This is a genomic window from Rhodanobacter sp. UC4437_H4, from assembly GCF_052978425.1.
The window spans coordinates 3,593,810-3,610,349 of record NZ_CM129673.1; the positions used below are offsets into that span (position 1 = coordinate 3,593,810).

The 16,540-nt window shown below is 67.6% G+C and carries 16 protein-coding genes; 11 read left to right on the plus strand and 5 right to left on the minus strand.

From position 1 onward, the window contains the following. Window positions 1-46: 46 nt before the first annotated feature. The 3 genes from upp to ACVCL3_RS16275 form a co-directional block, all read right to left on the minus strand. Window positions 47-688: a uracil phosphoribosyltransferase gene (upp, locus tag ACVCL3_RS16265; RefSeq protein ID WP_447098390.1), complete on the minus strand. Its 642-nt coding sequence runs from the start codon at window positions 686-688 to the stop codon at window positions 47-49. 97 nt (window positions 689-785) lie between these two features. After that, window positions 786-1,142 carry a PsiF family protein gene (locus ACVCL3_RS16270; protein ID WP_447099974.1) on the minus strand — a complete coding sequence of 119 codons (357 nt, stop codon included), beginning with the start codon at window positions 1,140-1,142 and terminating at the stop codon, window positions 786-788. A gap of 154 nt (window positions 1,143-1,296) precedes the next feature. Next, window positions 1,297-2,793 (minus strand): aminotransferase class III-fold pyridoxal phosphate-dependent enzyme, encoded by a 1,497-nt coding sequence (locus ACVCL3_RS16275; RefSeq protein ID WP_447098392.1) that lies wholly within the window; start codon window positions 2,791-2,793, stop codon window positions 1,297-1,299. A 293-nt stretch (window positions 2,794-3,086) separates the two neighbouring features. On the opposite strand from ACVCL3_RS16275, the gene ACVCL3_RS16280 reads away from it, so the two are divergent. The 11 genes from ACVCL3_RS16280 (at window position 3,087) to motB (ending at window position 14,736) form a co-directional block, all read left to right on the plus strand. Continuing rightward, window positions 3,087-4,016: an ABC transporter ATP-binding protein gene (locus ACVCL3_RS16280; RefSeq protein ID WP_447099975.1), complete on the plus strand. Its 930-nt coding sequence runs from the start codon at window positions 3,087-3,089 to the stop codon at window positions 4,014-4,016. A 1-nt stretch (window position 4,017) separates the two neighbouring features. Then, window positions 4,018-4,797: an ABC transporter permease gene (locus ACVCL3_RS16285; RefSeq protein ID WP_447099976.1), complete on the plus strand. Its 780-nt coding sequence runs from the start codon at window positions 4,018-4,020 to the stop codon at window positions 4,795-4,797. A gap of 15 nt (window positions 4,798-4,812) precedes the next feature. Beyond that, window positions 4,813-6,045 carry a sensor histidine kinase gene (locus ACVCL3_RS16290; protein ID WP_447098395.1) on the plus strand — a complete coding sequence of 411 codons (1,233 nt, stop codon included), beginning with the start codon at window positions 4,813-4,815 and terminating at the stop codon, window positions 6,043-6,045. A gap of 63 nt (window positions 6,046-6,108) precedes the next feature. Next, complete coding sequence (locus ACVCL3_RS16295; RefSeq protein ID WP_395119709.1) at window positions 6,109-6,714, plus strand: response regulator transcription factor; 606 nt, start codon at window positions 6,109-6,111, stop codon at window positions 6,712-6,714. Window positions 6,715-6,783: 69 nt separating this feature from the next. Then, window positions 6,784-7,815, plus strand: coding sequence for a tRNA preQ1(34) S-adenosylmethionine ribosyltransferase-isomerase QueA (gene queA / locus ACVCL3_RS16300; RefSeq protein ID WP_395121219.1), 1,032 nt, complete (start codon window positions 6,784-6,786; stop codon window positions 7,813-7,815). 95 nt (window positions 7,816-7,910) lie between these two features. Continuing rightward, window positions 7,911-9,074 carry a tRNA guanosine(34) transglycosylase Tgt gene (gene tgt / locus ACVCL3_RS16305; RefSeq protein WP_447099977.1) on the plus strand — a complete coding sequence of 388 codons (1,164 nt, stop codon included), beginning with the start codon at window positions 7,911-7,913 and terminating at the stop codon, window positions 9,072-9,074. Between the two features lie 113 nt (window positions 9,075-9,187). Continuing rightward, window positions 9,188-9,514 (plus strand): preprotein translocase subunit YajC, encoded by a 327-nt coding sequence (yajC, locus tag ACVCL3_RS16310; protein WP_395119705.1) that lies wholly within the window; start codon window positions 9,188-9,190, stop codon window positions 9,512-9,514. A gap of 158 nt (window positions 9,515-9,672) precedes the next feature. After that, window positions 9,673-11,556, plus strand: coding sequence for a protein translocase subunit SecD (gene secD, locus ACVCL3_RS16315; protein ID WP_395119704.1), 1,884 nt, complete (start codon window positions 9,673-9,675; stop codon window positions 11,554-11,556). Between the two features lie 120 nt (window positions 11,557-11,676). Further along, complete coding sequence (gene secF, locus ACVCL3_RS16320; protein WP_395119703.1) at window positions 11,677-12,639, plus strand: protein translocase subunit SecF; 963 nt, start codon at window positions 11,677-11,679, stop codon at window positions 12,637-12,639. Between the two features lie 163 nt (window positions 12,640-12,802). Beyond that, window positions 12,803-13,672, plus strand: coding sequence for a flagellar motor stator protein MotA (gene motA, locus ACVCL3_RS16325; protein ID WP_447099978.1), 870 nt, complete (start codon window positions 12,803-12,805; stop codon window positions 13,670-13,672). Beyond that, entirely contained in the window at window positions 13,669-14,736 is a 1,068-nt protein-coding gene (gene motB / locus ACVCL3_RS16330) for a flagellar motor protein MotB (protein WP_447107239.1), read from the plus strand. Before motA ends, motB begins: the two co-directional genes overlap by 4 nt. Here the strand turns inward: motB and murU are convergent. Both murU and ACVCL3_RS16340 read right to left on the minus strand, forming a co-directional pair. Then, window positions 14,706-15,455, minus strand: coding sequence for an N-acetylmuramate alpha-1-phosphate uridylyltransferase MurU (gene murU / locus ACVCL3_RS16335; RefSeq protein WP_447101544.1), 750 nt, complete (start codon window positions 15,453-15,455; stop codon window positions 14,706-14,708). The two genes, motB and murU, sit on opposite strands and share 31 nt — an antisense overlap. Next, window positions 15,452-16,459, minus strand: a complete 1,008-nt coding sequence (locus tag ACVCL3_RS16340; protein ID WP_447099979.1) for an aminoglycoside phosphotransferase family protein — start codon at window positions 16,457-16,459, stop codon at window positions 15,452-15,454. Before ACVCL3_RS16340 ends, murU begins: the two co-directional genes overlap by 4 nt. Window positions 16,460-16,540 lie beyond the last annotated feature (81 nt).

Genomic DNA, 16,540 nt, shown 5'->3' on the forward strand with positions numbered 1-16,540 from the left:
ACCGTGCCGTGAAACCGCGCACGCCGCCTCCGCGGCGATCTGGCGCTCAGCCGGCGGGCAGCTGCTTGGTGCCGAAGATCTTGTCGCCGGCGTCGCCCAGGCCGGGCAGGATGTAGCCGTTCTCGTTGAGCCGCTGGTCGATGGAGGCGGTGTAGATCTCGATATCGGGATGGGTCGCGGTGATGCGTTCGAGCCCTTCCGGCGCGGCGACCAGGAACAGTCCCTTGATGCGCTTGCAGCCGGCCGCCTTGAGCATGTCCACGGTGGCGACCAGGGTGCCGGCGGTGGCCAGCATGGGGTCGACGATCAGCGCGATGCGCTCGTCCATGCGGCCGGTGAGTTTCTCGTAGTAGGTGACGGGCTTGAGCGTGTGCTCGTCGCGTTGCAGGCCGACCACGCTGACCTTGGCCGCCGGAATCATGTCGAGCACGCCGGGCAGCATGCCCAGGCCGGCGCGCAGGATCGGCACGATGGTGATCTTGCGGCCCTTGATCCGATGCACGCGCAGCGGACCGGCCCAACCCTCGATCTCCTCCTCGACCGTCTCCAGATCCTTGGTGGCCTCGTAGGTGAGCAGGGCGGCGACTTCGGAAGCCAGTTCGCGAAACTCCTTGGTGCTGATGCCGGCGCGGCGCATCAGGCCCAGTTTGTGCCGGATCAGCGGGTGGCGGACTTCGACGATCTTCATCGGTGGACTGTCTGGTGGCGGCGCCGGGCGCGACAGTCCGGGAGCTTAGCGAAGCGGTGCTGTCCACGCACGCCGGCATGGACAGCACCGCGATGCGTCAGGGCGCGGCGGCCGCTCCGCCCTTCAGGCAGGAGCTCATGAACGCCTTGCGTTCGGCACCCTTGAGCGCCTTGGCCTTGGCGTCCGCGTTGCAGCTCTTCATCTTCGCGTGCTGGGCCGTGTCGGTCGACGCCGCCGCGGGCGCCGAGGCATGGCCTTTCAGGCACGAGCTCATGAACGCCTTGCGCTCGGCGCCCTTCTTGCCGGTGGCCTGGTGGTTGCAGTCGATCATCCGCTGCTGCTGGGCAGTGTGCGGCTTGGTGGATGCCGCCGGGGTCGCCGGGCTGGCTGCGAAGGCGGTGCCGGCAAAGGCGAAGGCGGCGCTGACGGCAAGCAGGCGCAGTGACATGGACATGGTGAATCCTCCCTGGGTGACCGGCAGCTGCCGGCCGGATCAGTCTAGGCAGGGGGACACCGTCAGGGCAGTCGGCAAGTTCTTACGTGCATGAAGTATTCAGCTGCGGCGAAACGTCGTGTTTCGCCGCAGCCGGTGTGGGTGGCCGCGCGGCTCAGGCCGCTTCGGCCTTGGCCTTGCGCGGGCCTTCCAGCAAGGCCTTGCGCACGTGGGCGACGATCAGGTCGACCTCGGCGCTGGTGACCTTGAAATGCGGGGTGAAGCGCAGCGAGTTGACGCCGCCATGGATCACGCCGATGCCGTGCTCGCGCATGAATTCCTCGGTCGAATCGGCGCCGAAGCATTTGTACTCCGGGGCCAGTTCGCAGGAGAACAACAGCCCGGTGCCCTGCACCTTGGTGATCAGGCCTCCCAGCTCGTGCTTGAGCGCGCCAAGCTTGTCGACGAACTCCTTGCCGCGCTCGCGGATGTTCTGCCGCACCTCATCGGTCAATTCGCCGAGCGTGGCCAGCGCCACGTCGAGTGCGCGCGGGTTGGCAGTCATGGTGTTGCCGTAGATGCCCTTGCGGTACAACCCGGCGGCGCGGTTGCCCACCGCCAGCACCGACAGCGGGTACTGGCCGGCGTTGAGCGCCTTGGAGAAGGTTTCCATGTCCGGCGCCGGCAGTTTCTCGAAACCGGGGTAGTCGGTGATCGACAACACGCCGTGTGCGCGCAGCCCGGCCTGGATGGAATCGACCAGCAGCAGGGTGCCGTGCGCTTCGGTCAGCTCGCGGGCGGCACTGTAGAACTCCGGCGTCACCGCCCGGCCCGGGTCGCCTTCGCCCATCACCGGTTCCAGGAACATGGCCTCGATGAACCAGCCGTGCCTGTCGGCATCGGCGAACACGGCCTTCAGTTGCGCCACGTCATACGGCGCCACCGTGATCACGCTCTCCTCGTGGCGATAGCTGGCCAGGTTCTGCTGGTAGGTCTTGCGCGAGGAGTCCGAATACAGCGCCGGCGCCTCGGTGCGGCCGTGGAAGGCGCCCTTCACCGCCAGCCGCTTGATCGTGCGGCCCGCATGGCGCGCGCCGGCATCGGTCATCGCCTTGGCGTTGACGTCCGCGATGCGGCAGGCCAGCGACACCGACTCGGAGCCGGAGTTGAGGCACAGGTAATGTTCGTACGGATTCTTGCCGCGGTTGCGGCCGAGCTCCTTGTTCAGTGCGGCGGTGAAACGCATCTGCGCCACGCTGGGCGACATCACGTTGGCCATCACCTGCGGGCGCGACAGCGCCGCCAGGATGGCCGCATCGTTGTGGCCGAAACCCAGCATGCCGTAGCCGCCGTTGTCGTGCACCACGGCGCCCTTCAGCGTGACGATCCACGGCCCGCGCGCGGCGGCCGGCAGGTACGGGTTGATCGCGTCGTCCGGGTAGAAATTGACGAAACCCGCCTGTGCCTTGGCCAGTTGCTCGGCTTCGTCGAGCTTGAGGAAATCCCCCAGCTCGTCGCGCAGCTCGCGGTGGCGCGCGACGGCCTCGGCGACTGCCTGGCCCAGCAGCGGATCGTTCGCCGCCATGCGCTCGATGCTGGCGTCGTCCAGGCCGGTGGTGCGGGGCTTGCCGCCGAATTCGCGCAGTTCGCGCAGCTGGTTGATCACACCCATGACATTCTCCTCGTAGACGTCGGCGCCTCGCACCCAGCGCGAAGCAGGCCGCTCGATCCGCGCGTGGGCGTCGTGGGCCGGAAATCCTTGCGTAGCGCAAATTCCAGCGTGGCGAGCCCGCGTCGGGGCGCCCGGACGTGCCGGTCGCGCAAGATCATTGGCCCAGCATAACGCGCCCGGGCAGGTCTCCGGTACCCCCGGCATGACGGCTGTCACCCCCGATGACTGACGCCGGCGCATGGGCAATCGGCCGCGAAATGCCCAAGCTGCGGGCATCGAGGAGGATCATGTCGATGACTGTTTCCGAGCAGGTGGTGGCCCGGCTGGCGGGCGTGGAGAAGCGCTACGGCCGCCTGGTCGCGCTGGACAATGCCGGTTTGCAACTGCGCCGCGGCGAGTTGCTGGCCCTGCTGGGCCCCAACGGCGCCGGCAAGACCACCGCGATCAGCCTGCTGCTGGGCTTGCTGCGCGCCGATGCCGGCACGGTCGAGCTGTTCGGGCGCGATCCCCGGGATGTCCGCGCACGCCGGCGCATCGGCGTGATGCTGCAGCACGCCGAACTGCCCGGCACGCTGCGGGTGGGCGAACTGTTGCGTCTGATTGCGAGCTATTACCCGGCCCCCCGCAGCATGGCGGAGAGCGCCCGCATGGCCGGTGTCGACGACCTGCTGGCTCGCCCCTACGCGAAGCTGTCCGGCGGCCAGCAGCGGCGCGTGCAGTTCGCGCTGGCGCTGTGCGGCCGGCCCGAGCTGCTGTTCCTGGACGAGCCGACCGTGGGCATGGACATCGAGGCGCGGCAGAGGCTGTGGGCGGCGATCAGCCAATTGCGGGCCGAGGGCTGCGCGGTGCTGCTGACCACGCATTACCTGGAGGAAGCCGAGGCGCTGGCCGACCGGGTCTGCGTGATGGCGCGCGGGCGGGTGATCCACGAAGGGACGGTCGAGGCGCTGCGCGCACGGATCGCGACCCGGCGCATCCGCTGCGTCAGCACGGTGGATGCCGGCGTGGTCGGCGGCTGGCCTGCGGTCACCGCGGCGGAACGGCGCCAGGACCGCCTGCACGTGACCACCGACGCGGCCGAAGCGGTGGTACGCCGCCTGCTCGACGCCGACCCGCAACTGAGCGAGCTGGAAGTGCAGCGCGCCGGCCTGGCCGAGGCATTCACCGAACTCACCCGCGAGGCCGAACAGGGCTTGCCCGAAACACGCCGCGAGGTTGCCTGAGATGGATCAAGCCATGTCGATTCCGCTTGCCACCGCGATGCCGATGTCGCGCCGGCGCGTGCTGGGCGCCTACCTGGCCGAGATGCGCAGCGAATGCCTGCGCTACCTGCGCGCGCCGGGTTTCATTCTGCCGATGACGCTGTTCTCGACGGTGTTCTACGTGATGTTCGGCGTGTTGCTGAACCACGGCGAGGCGTCGCGCTACCTGCTGGCCAGCTATGGTGCGTTCGGCATCATCGGACCGGGCCTGTTCGGCTTCGGCGTCTCGCTGGCGATCGAGCGCGATGGCGGCCTGCTCACGCTCAAGCGTGCCTTGCCGATGCCGCCTGGCGCCTACCTGCTGGGCAAGATGGTGATGGCCATGATCGCGGCCACCGTGGTGATCGCGCTGCTGCTGCTGATCGGCATCTTCCTGGCGCACGTCAGTCTGTCGTGGGGCCAGATGCTGGCGCTGGTCGCCACCGGTGCTTTCGGCGTACTGCCGTTCTGCGCGCTGGGCATGTTCGTCGGCACCTTGCTCAAGGGGCAGGGCGCGCCGGGGCTGCTCAACCTGGTCTATCTGCCGATGGCGTTCCTGTCCGGCCTGTGGCTGCCGCTGTCGATGTTGCCGCGGATGCTGCAACAGATCGCGCCCGTCTGGCCCAGCTATCACCTCAACCAGCTGACCCAGGCGGCGGTGGGTCTGAACCATGGCCCTGTGCTGGGCCACGTGCTGGCGCTGGCCGGTTTCGCTGCGGTTTTCCTGTGGCTGGCGGCGCGGCGTTTGCACCGGAACGGTTGAAGTAGGATCACCCTCATGGCCAATCTGCGGGAGCCTGGCGTCATGCACCAGCGCATCGTCCAGTTTCTGACCCCGGCGCCGGACTCCGCGGCGGCGCGCAGCATGCATCGCGGCAAATCGCCGTGGGTAGATGCTGTGCACCTGTTGTGGTCGGCGTGGATCTTCGTCGTGCCGGTGTGGAACAACGACGGCTGGAGCACGCGCTGGGTCGTCACCACTCTGGTTAGCTATCCGCTGTTCCTGCTGCTGTATTACCGGTGCATCGCGGGGCCGCGTGCGCAGGTCCGCGCCGGCGCCCTCGCGTTGGTGCTGCTGAGCATGTCGTTGCTGCCCTGGTATCCCAGCGGGCTGACCTATTTCATCTATGGCTGCGTGATGCTCTGCACCAGCGTGGGTCGTTTCCGCGCCTATCTCGGCTGGCTGGCCGGGCTCAACGTGGTGTTGCTGGCCGAGACCTCGCTGCTCGGTTACCCATGGCAGGCTGTGTTCTCCATCCCGCTGACCTCGTTCATCATCGGCATCATCATCAAGGCCGAGCATGGCAGCGAGGAGAAGGACGCGCAGCTGCGGCTCTCGCACGAAGAAGTGCGTCGGCTGGCGGCCACTGCCGAGCGCGAGCGCATCGGCCGCGACCTGCACGATCTGCTGGGCCATACCCTGTCGCTGATCACGCTGAAGCTGGAGTTGTCACGCAAGCTGTTCGACCGGGATCACGCGGCGGCCAGGCGCGAAGTGGAAGAGGCGGAGAAGGTGGCGCGTCACGCCCTTGCCGAAGTGCGCAGTGCGGTCAGCGGCATCCACGCCACCGACCTGGCGGCCGAGCTGGCCTCGGCGCGGCTGCTGCTGGAATCCTCCGGGGTGTGCATGGAATACGCGGCACCGCCGACCGACTTGCCGCAAGACACCGAACGCAGCCTCTCGCTGATCCTGCGCGAGGCGGCGACCAATATCGCGCGCCACGCGGCGGCAAGTTGCGCGAACGTCGATTTCGTGCGCGAGCCTGCCAGCGTGCGCATGAGTATCCGTGACAACGGCCGCGGCGGCATCGACGGCGCCGGCAACGGCCTGCGCGGCATGCGCGAGCGCGTGCGCTCGCTGGGCGGCACGCTGGAGATCAGCTCGCCGTTGCGCGGCGGCACGACCATGCTGGTCAGCGCGCCGCTGCCGGTGCTGCGACTGGTCGCCATGCCAGCGACCGCTGCCGGCGGCGTGGCGCCCGCGGCGCAGGGTGGGCATTCGGCCGCCTGACGATCGAAGCCATCACGATGGAGCTTTTCCAATGCCGCTGAAGCAATCGCCACGAGGCGCCGCATGATCCGCGTGCTGCTGGCCGAGGACCAGGCGATGGTGCGCGGCGCACTGTCGGCGCTGCTGAGCCTGGAGCCGGACATGGAGGTGCTCGGCTCCGCACCCGACGGCGAGGCGGCGTGGCGGGAGATGCAGCGCCTGAAGCCCGATGTGCTGGTCACCGATATCGAGATGCCCGGCCTCACCGGGCTGGAACTGGCCCAGCGCATCCAGCGTCACGACGAGCTGCCGGTGAAGGTCATCATCGTCACCACCTTCGCCCGCCCGGGCTTCCTTCGTCGCGCGCTGGATGCCGGCGTGTCGGGCTACCTGCTGAAGGACGCTCCCGCCGAGAACCTCGCCGAGGCGTTGCGCACCGTACACCGCGGTGGTCGCGCGATCGACCCGCAGCTGGCGCTGGAAGCCTGGTCCGAAGCCGACCCGCTGAACGATCGCGAACGCCAGGTGCTGCGCCTCGCCGGCGAGGGCCAATCCGCCGGCGACATCGCCGCAAAACTCAACCTCTCGCACGGCACCGTGCGCAATTATCTGTCCGAAGCGATCGGCAAACTCGGCGTCGGCAACCGCATCGAGGCGTATCGGCTGGCGCGGCAAAAAGGCTGGTTGTAAAGGTCGCGCAGGCGACGGAGACCGGCCTGCTGCGGGATAATGTCCCGTTTTCCGATGCCGGCCGCAGCCTTGAAGAAGTCCGATTTCGATTTTGACCTGCCGCATGAGCTGATCGCGCAGGCCCCGTTGCCCGAGCGTTCGGCCAGTCGCCTGTTGCTGCTCGACGTGGCCGCGCAGTCGCGGCAGGACCGCATGTTTCGCGAGCTGCCCGACTTCCTGCGTCCGGGCGACCTGCTGGTGTTCAACGACACCCGCGTGCTGCCGGCGCGGCTGTACGGGCGCAAGGACACCGGCGGTGCGGTGGAGATCCTGATCGAGCGGGTTACCGGCGCGCATGAGGCCACCGTGCAATTGGGCGTCAGCAAGAAGCCCAAGGAGGGCGCACGGATCGAACTGGCCGACGGCAGCCATGCCGTGGTGTTGGGCCGCGACGAAGGTTTCTTCCGGCTGCGCTTCGAGGCGCCGGAGCCGCTGGAGAAGCTGCTGCTGAAGCTGGGCGAGATGCCGTTGCCGCCGTACATCGAGCGGCACGCCGACGCCAGCGACATGGAGCGCTACCAGACCGTGTTCGCGCGCGAGCCCGGCGCGGTCGCTGCGCCCACCGCCGGCCTGCATTTCGACGAGGCGATCCTGGACCAGCTGCGCGAGCGCGGCGTCGAGTTCGGCTACATCACCCTGCATGTGGGCGCCGGCACCTTCCAGCCCGTGCGCGCGGTCAATCTCGAAGATCACCACATGCACACCGAGTGGCTCAATGTCGGCGCGCACCTGGTCGAGCAAATCCGACGCACGCGCGCCAGCGGAGGGCGGGTGATCGCGGTCGGCACCACAGTGGTGCGCGCGCTGGAAAGCGCCAGCAAGGATGGCCAGGTGCATCCGTTCGCCGGCGAGACGCAGATCTTCATCTTCCCCGGCTACCGCTTCAGCAGCATCGACGGCCTGCTCACCAACTTCCACCTGCCGCAGTCGACCCTGCTGATGCTGGTGTCGGCACTGGCCGGGCGCGAGTTCATGCTGGACGCGTATCGCCACGCGGTCGAGCAGCGCTACCGCTTCTTCTCCTACGGCGACGCCATGCTGATCCTGCCGCACGGCGCCTGAGCGATACGTTGCATGGTTGCAGGAGCCCGCCAGCGGGCTCCTGCACACACGGTGTGGCGATGGGCGGAACGGGGCAAACCCGCGATAATGGCCGGATGACCTCCCTCCAGTTCGACCTTCACGCCACCGACGGCGCCGCCCGCCGCGGCCGCCTCACGTTTGCCCGTGGCACGGTGGAGACGCCGGCGTTCATGCCGGTGGGCACCTATGGCTCGGTCAAGGCGATGACGCCGCGCGACGTTGCCGATACCGGTGCCGAGATCATCCTGGGCAACACGTTCCACCTGTTCCTGCGACCCGGGCTGGAGATCGTGGAGAAGTTCGGCGGGCTGCACCGCTTCATCGGCTGGGACAAGCCCATCCTCACCGATTCGGGCGGCTTCCAGGTGTTCTCGCTGGCGCACAAGCGCAAGATCACGGAGGAAGGCGTGACCTTCGCCTCGCCGGTGGACGGCTCGAAGGTGTTCCTGTCGCCGGAAGTGTCGATGCGGATCCAGAAGACGCTGGATTCGGACATCGCGATGATCTTCGACGAGTGCACGCCGTACCCGGCGACGGAGAAGGTGGCGGCCGATTCGATGGAGCTCAGCCTGCGCTGGGCCGAGCGCTCGCGCCGCGCGTTCGACGATTTGCAGAATCCGAACTCGCTGTTCGGCATCGTGCAGGGCAGCGTCTACGAAACCCTGCGCCGACGCTCCGCGGAAGGCCTGGTGAAGCTCGGCTTCGACGGCTACGCGATCGGCGGCCTGGCGGTGGGCGAACCGGAGGCCGAGCGCAACCACGCGCTGGACTTCACCGTACCCCTGCTGCCGGCGGACAAGCCGCGCTACCTGATGGGCGTGGGCCGGCCGGAGGACATCGTGGAAGCAGTGCGCCGCGGCATCGACATGTTCGACTGCGTGATGCCTACCCGCAACGCGCGCAACGGCTTCCTGTTCACCGCCGCGGGCACGCTGCGCATCCGCAATGCGAAGTACGCCAGCGACACCGCGGTGATCGAGGAAGGCTGCGACTGCTATGCCTGCAGCCACGGGTTCAGCCGCGCCTACCTGCGCCACCTCGACCGCTGCAACGAGATCCTCGGCAGCCAGCTGGCCACCATGCACAACCTGCGCTACTACCAGCGGCTGATGGCAGGCTTGCGCGAGGCGATCGCCGCGCGCCGCCTGGACGCCTTCGTCGCCGAATTTCATGCCCGGCGCGGCGCGGAGCCGGGGCCGGAACCGGGGTCAGGGTCACCTTTGGCAAGCGAAAGGTGACCCTGACCCCCTCCAAGGGTGACGCTGACCCCTCCTGCAAGGCATAATCGAGAATCTTTTATCGGGCGTTCGGCGGAAATCGCTGCTGGCGCCACAACTTGCGAGACGCGAAGATGAGTTTTCCGCTTTCCCCCGTGATTGCCCAAGCCACGCCGCAGCAGGGCGGCGGCATGTCCATGATCATCATGATGGTGGTGCTGTTCGGCCTGATGTATTTCATGATGATCCGGCCGCAGATGAAGCGGCAGAAGGAGCACCGCGCCCTGATCGCCGCGCTGGCCAAGGGCGACGAAGTGGTCACCAACGGCGGCCTGGCCGGGCGCGTGGAAGAAGTGGGCGACACCTTCGTCACGGTCGAGATCGCGCCGAACGTGAAGGTGAAGCTGCAGAAGGGTGCCGTGCAGCAGGTGCTGCCCAAGGGCTCGCTGAAGTCAGCTTGAGCCACGGGATGTCCAGGGGCGGGGCCTTTTCGAATAGCGCGGCCATGGATGGCCGCTTCTTGACGTTCGCGATCAGGGACGATCGCAAAAACATGCTTCGGCCATGGATGGCCGCTTCTTGACGTTCGCGATCATGGATGATCGCAAAGGACCGGATCATGACTGATTTTCCCCGCTGGAAATACGCGCTGGTCGCGCTGGTGATGGTGTTCGGCGTGATCTACGCGCTGCCGAACGCCTTTGTTCCCGTGCCCGCCGTTCAGGTGAGCGCCAATCGCGGTGCGCCGGCAATCGACCAGGCCGTACGCCAGAAGGTCATCGACACGCTGACCCAGAAGCGCATCGCCTTCGGCGAGGTCGTGGTGGAAGGCGACAGCCTGCTTGCCACCTTCGCCGACACCGACGTGCAGAAGAGCGGCTCGGACGCGATCAAGGCGCTGCTCGGCGACAAGTACACGGTGGCGTTCAAGCTGCAGTCCACCGTGCCGGAGTGGCTGGGCATGATCGGTGCCCGTTCCATGCCGCTGGGCCTGGACCTGCAGGGCGGCGTGCACTTCCTGATGCAGGTCGACCAGAACGACGTCATCGACAAGCAGGAGAGCAGCTACGCCGACGACATCCGCAGCCTGCTGCGCGACAAGAAGATCCGCTATGAATCGGTGGCGCGCAATTCCGTGCGCGGCAAGGGCGTCGCCGTGGTGTTGCGCTCGGAGGACGACCGCGCCAAGGCCGCAGACGCGATCGCCAACGAGTACACCGACTTGCTGGTGTCCAACGGTCCCAGCACCGGCGACCGTTTCGTGCTCAATGCGGTGATCAAGCCCGACAAGCTGCGCGACATCGGCCGCGGCGCGATCACCCAGAACCTGCAGACGCTGCGCAACCGCATCAACGCGCTGGGCGTGTCCGAGCCGCTGATCCAGCAGCAGGGCGAGAACCACATCGTGGTCGACCTCGCCGGCGTGCAGGACCCGGCCGAGGCGAAGAAGCTGATCGGCACCGTGGCCACCCTGGAATACCGCCCCGGCATCGGCCACCCCGGCGATCCGCAGGCCCGCGAGGCGGAGAAGACCGGCAACATCCCGCCGGACGCCAACCTCTACCACATGCGCGGCACCGGCCTGCCGGTGCTGGTCAGCAAGAAGGTGATCGTGACCGGCAAGGAGCTGGTCGACGCCTCCTCGGGCATCGACCAGCAGAGCGGCACGCCCAAGGTCGACGTCACGCTCAATGCCGCCGGCGCGCGCAAGATGAGCGATTTCACCAACGCGAACGTCGGCAAGCCGATGGCGGTGGTCTACGTCGAGCGCGTGACCGAGACCAAGATGATCGACGGCAAGGAAGTGCGCGTTCCGAAGGTCACCGAGTCGGTGATCAACGACGCCAACATCGCCAGCCCGTTCGGCCGGCAATTCCAGACCACCGGCCTGGGCAGCCCGAAGGAAGCATCCGACCTGGCGCTGCTGCTCAAGGGTGGCGCGTTCGCTGCTCCGGTGGACATCATCGAGGAAGGCGTGATCGGTTCCAGCATGGGTGCGGACAACATCGACAAGGGCTTCAAGTCGGTGATGCTGGGCCTGGCCCTGGTGCTGCTGGCCGCCGCGGTCTACTACAAGCTGTTCGGCCTGGTCGCGGACATCGCGCTGTTCTTCAACCTGGTGATCCTGGTGGCGGTGATGTCGCTGATCGGGGTGACCCTGACCATGCCCGGCATCGCCGGCATCGTGCTCACCCTGGGCATGGCGATCGACGCCAACGTGCTGATCTGCGAACGCGTGCGCGAGGAGCTGCGCAACGGCTCCACGCCGCACGCGGCGATCTACGCCGGCTACGAGAAGGCCTGGTCGACCATTCTGGACGCCAACGTCACCCACCTGATCGCGGCGCTGGCGCTGACCACGATGGGCACCGGCGCGATCAAGGGCTTCGGCGTCACGCTGATGATCGGCATCCTGACCTCGCTGTTCACCTCGGTGACGCTGACCCATGCGTTCACTGCGGCGATCCACGGCCACCGCAAGCTCAAGACCCTGTCGGTCTAGGCGTCGCGTCGAACAGTGCGGCCCCGGACGGCCGCTTTCGCCGGAAAGGGACTCCCTGAATTGATCGTGCGGCCATGAGGGCCGCTTGACCGGAACGGAACGTCCACACAGAGAATTGCCATGGAAATCTTCAATCACGACAGCAACATCCACTTCCTGGGGATGCGCAAGTACACGGTCGGCCTGGCGATCCTGCTGATGATCGGCTCGATCGTGCTGATCGCCACCCGCGGGCTCAACTACGGGCTGGATTTCACCGGCGGCGTGTCGATGCTGGTCAACTACGACCAGCCGGTGGAGATCGCCGACGTGCGCGGCGCGCTGGCCAAGGGCGGCTTCGAGGACGCTGTGGTGCAGAGCCTGGGCGGCACCCGCGAGGTGTCGATCCGGTTCCAGGCCAAGGATGATCCGGAGGCGATCCTGGCCAACGGCACGGTCAACCTCGACCGTGTCTCCGCCGACGTGATGGCGAAGCTCCACGCGGCGCGACCGGACGCCAAGCTGAAGAGCCGCGACTTCGTCAGCGCGCAGGTCGGCGCGGAGCTGAAATCGGACGGTACCTGGGCGGCCTTGCTGGTGATCCTGGGCATCATGGCCTACCTGTGGATCCGCTTCGAGCGCCGCTTCGCGATCGCCGCGGTGGCGACCGAAATCCACGACACGCTGGTCACGCTCGGCGTCATCGCGCTGGTGCAGCGCGAATTCGACATGACCGTGCTGGCCTCAGTGCTGGCGGTGATCGGCTACTCGATCAACGACAAGGTCGTGGTGTTCGACCGCATCCGCGAGCTGTTCCGCCTCGCGCGCAAGGCCGAGCCGGAGGAGATCCTCAACCGCTCGATCAACAACACCCTGTCGCGAACCATCATCACCTCGCTGTTCACCGGCATCACCATGGGCGCGATGTGGCTGCTGGGCGGCCCGGCCGTGCACGGCTTCGCCATCACCATGCTGATCGGCATCGTGGTCGGCACGCTGTCCTCGATCTTCGTGGCCAGCCCGATCCTGCTGTGGCTGGGCGTCTCGAAGAAGGACCTGATGCCGGTCACCCGCGACAACCCGGAGCTGGCGCGCCGCCCCTGACCGACCGCGCGGCACGAGCCAGACGAGAGGCCCGGCCATGCCCGGGCCTTTCCTTTTCGGGATACCCGCCGTTCGCGACGCCGGCGGCCTTGCGGCAAATCCGGGCTACATCTTTCCCGCGGCGGGCCGATAACTCGTTGTCGAACCGCGCGCTGGAACCTGCATGCTTGTCCTGGTCGGAACCCTGGTTGTGCTCGTCAGCGTCGTGGGCGGCTACCTGCTGTCCCACGGGCAGCTGCTGGCGTTGTGGCAGCCCTACGAACTGCTGATCATCGGCGGCGGCGCTGCGGGGGCCTACCTGACCGCCAATCCGACCAAGATCGTCAAGGCCACCTTCCGCGACATCATGGGGCTGCTGAAAGGCCCGAAGTACCGGACGCAGGATTATCTCGACCTGCTTTCGCTGCTCTACGACATCTTCAGCCTGATGCGCAAGAACGGCCTGCTCAGCCTCGAATCGCACATCGAGGAGCCGGCCACCAGCAGCGTGTTCTCGGCCTATCCGCGCCTGCTCGCCGAGCACCACCTGATCGAGTTCATCACCGACTGCCTGCGCCTGATCGTGGGCGGCAGCATGAACCCGCACGAGCTGGAACAGCTCCTGGAGATGGAGCTGGAAGTCCACCACCAGGAAGCCGAGGCGCCGGCGATGGCCCTGATGAAATCCGCCGACGCGCTGCCCGGTTTCGGCATCGTGGCGGCGGTGCTCGGCATCGTCACCACGATGTCGCAGCTGAGCGGAGATACCTCGCGCATCGGCGAGCACATCGCCGGCGCGCTGGTCGGCACCTTTCTCGGCATCCTGCTGTGCTATGGCTTCGCCGGGCCGCTGGCCTCGGCGATGGAGAACCGCGCGCAGGAGGACGGCAAGGCGTTTGAATGCGTGAAAGTCGCGCTGATGGCCAACCTGCGCGGCTACAACCCGATGGTGTCGGTGGAGTTCGCGCGCAAATCGCTGGTCGCGCAGGTGCGGCCCAGCTTCATGGAGCTGGAGGGGCATCTCAAGGGCGCGCGCGCCGGAGCCGGGGCGTGAGCGAGGAGTTCGACCAGCCGATCATCATCCGGCGCGTGCAGCGCCGGAAGCACGGCCATCACGGCGGTGCGTGGAAGGTGGCCTATGCGGATTTCGTCACCGCGATGATGGCGTTCTTCCTGGTGATGTGGCTGATCGGCGTGGGCACCCGCGAGCAGAAGGCCGCGATCTCCGAGTACTTCAAGAACCCGAGCATGACTCCGGGCGCCGCCACGATCGCGCCGCCTGGCCAGGCCGGCCCCGGCGGCGCCAGCGACAGCATGATCAAGCTTGGCGGGACGATGGACCTGCCGCGCGGCCCGGGCGCGGAAAAGCGCGGTGCGCCGCAGGTCAAGCACAACGTCGAGGACGCGATCAAACTGGCGCGCCAGGCCGACAAGTCGCGTCTGGAGGAGCTGATGAAGCGGCTGAATGCCTCGATCCAGAGCAGCCAGGCGCTGGCGCCATTCAAGGATCAGCTGCTGCTGGACATCACCTCCGAAGGCCTGCGCATCCAGATCGTCGACAAGCTCAACCGGCCGATGTTCGACACCGGCAGCGCGCGGCTCAAGCCGTACACGGTGCAGATCCTGCGCGAACTGGGCCGCTCGATCGACGACGTGCCGAACCAGATCAGCATCTCCGGCCACACCGACGATGCGCCGTACAACAGCGGGCACGACTACAGCAACTGGGAGTTGTCGGCCGATCGCGGCAACGCCGCCCGTCGCGCGCTGATCGCCGGCGGGCTGGAGGCGGACAAGATCTCGCGCGTGGTGGGCCTGGCCGCATCCGTGCCGTTCGACAAGCAGAACCCCGCCGATCCGGTCAATCGCCGCATCAGCATCATCGTGATGACCGACCAGGCCGCCAAGGCGGCGCGTTCGATGGAAGTGGCCGATGGCGGTGCGACGCAGCCTTCGCCGATGCCGACGCCAAAACCGGCACCACTGGCCGCTTCGATTGTCGCCACGACGCCCGCGCTGGCGCGTCTGCCGGTGCCGCCGGTGATCGTCCACCCCGAGAGCGCGGCGACGCCGGGAACGGGCGCGACTCAGTTCTCGGCGAAACCTGCGTCGCGCTGATCGCCGTGCGACATCGCTGCGTCGCCGCGTTCGGCGTCGAGCTGTGCGAGGCGCTCGGGCGTGCCCACGTCCGTCCACACGCCGTGGTGATGGGTGCCGCTGACGGCTTGCCGAGCCATCGCGCCCAGCAGCAACTGGCGCAGCTTGAAGGTGGGCGCCGCGGCTTCGTCGGTGGCCGTGCCGGCAAGTTCCCGCCAGCCGTCCAGCAGCTCCCGGCGGAACACGCCAATGCCGCTGAAGGTGAGCCGCGGTTCGCCGCTCGCCTGCACCAGGCCTTGCCCGTCCAGCGCGAAATCGCCTTCGGGGTGGTGCGGCGGGTTGTCGACCAGCAGCAGGTGCGCCAGCCCCGCCGGCTCGGCGGGCAGCGTGCCGAAATCGGCATCGCACCAGACATCCCCGCTGATGGCGAGGAACGGCCCGGTGCCCAGCAACGGCAGCGCGTTCAGCATGCCACCGCCGGTTTCCAGCGGCACGGGGCCTTCGTAGGCGTAGCGGATGCGCAGGCCCCAGCGGGAACCGTCGCCCAGCACCGCCGGAAACTGCTCGGCCAGGTGCGAGGTGTTGATCACCACGTAGTGCACGCCGGCGGCGGCGAGACGTTCGAGGTGCCAGACGATCAGCGGCTTGCCGCCGACGCAAAGCAGTGGCTTGGGCGTGCGGTCGGTCAGCGGGCGCATGCGCTCGCCGCGGCCGGCGGCGAAGATCAGTGCGTGCCTCATGCCGCCGCCCGGGTCAGGTCGCGGCCCTGCGCGTGGCGCTCCAGCAGGTCGGCGAAATCGGCCAGCTCGGGATAGCGGCGCGCCACCTCGATCACGTAGCGGTACACCTGCGGCACGTCCTTGAGATAGCCGCTCTTGCCGTCGCGATACCACAGCCGATAGAACTGGCCCAGCACGCGCACGTGGCGATGCAGGCCGGTGAGATCGAACCAGCGCAGGAAACGCGCGGCGTCCACTGCCGCGTCGATCACGCCTGCGCGCAGCAGTCGCTGCCGGTACGACTCCACCCACGCCTCCACGCGATCGCCCGGCCAGGCGATGTAGGCATCGCGCAGCAGCGAGGCGAGGTCATAGGTGACCGGCCCGTGCAGCGCGCCCTGGAAATCGACGATGCCCGGGTTGTTCGCCTCCGTCAGCAGCAGGTTGCGGCTGTGGAAGTCGCGGTGCACGAAACAGCGCGGTTGCTCCAGCGCGTTGTGGACGATCAGGTCAAACGCCGCCTCCAGCACGTCCCATTCCCCGCAGGCCGGCGTGTGGCCGAGGTGGCGCTGCAGGAACCATTCGGGCATCACCTCCAGTCCGCTCACCAGCACCTGATGGCCGAACGGCGGCAGGTCGGCGGCGGCCACCCGCGTCTGTATCTTCAGCAGGGCGTCCATCGCATCGCCGTACAGGCGGTCGGCGCTGGTGTCGTTCAATGCATCGAGGTACAGCCGCGAGCCCAGGTCCTCGATCAGCAGGAAGCCCTGGTCGAGGTCGCGTGCATGCACTTGCGGCACGTGCAGGCCGGCGGCGGCCAGGCGCTCGCCAATGGCCAGCCACGGGCGCGGATCTTCGCGATCGGGCGGCGAATCCATCACGATCCAGCTTTGCCCGCCTTGCGTGGTGCGCCAGTAGCTGCGAAAGCTGGCATCGGCCGAGGCGCTGTCCAGCGTCAGCGTGGGGGCGTTCAGGGCTTTGCGGGCCCAGGCGAGACGGGCAGCGGCGCGATCGTGCGAAGTCATGGCCGCCAGCTTAGCGAGGCCGCCACGGCATGGCGACACGGCCTCGCTGGATCGCTTCAGCCCGGACCCCGTGCGTGCGTG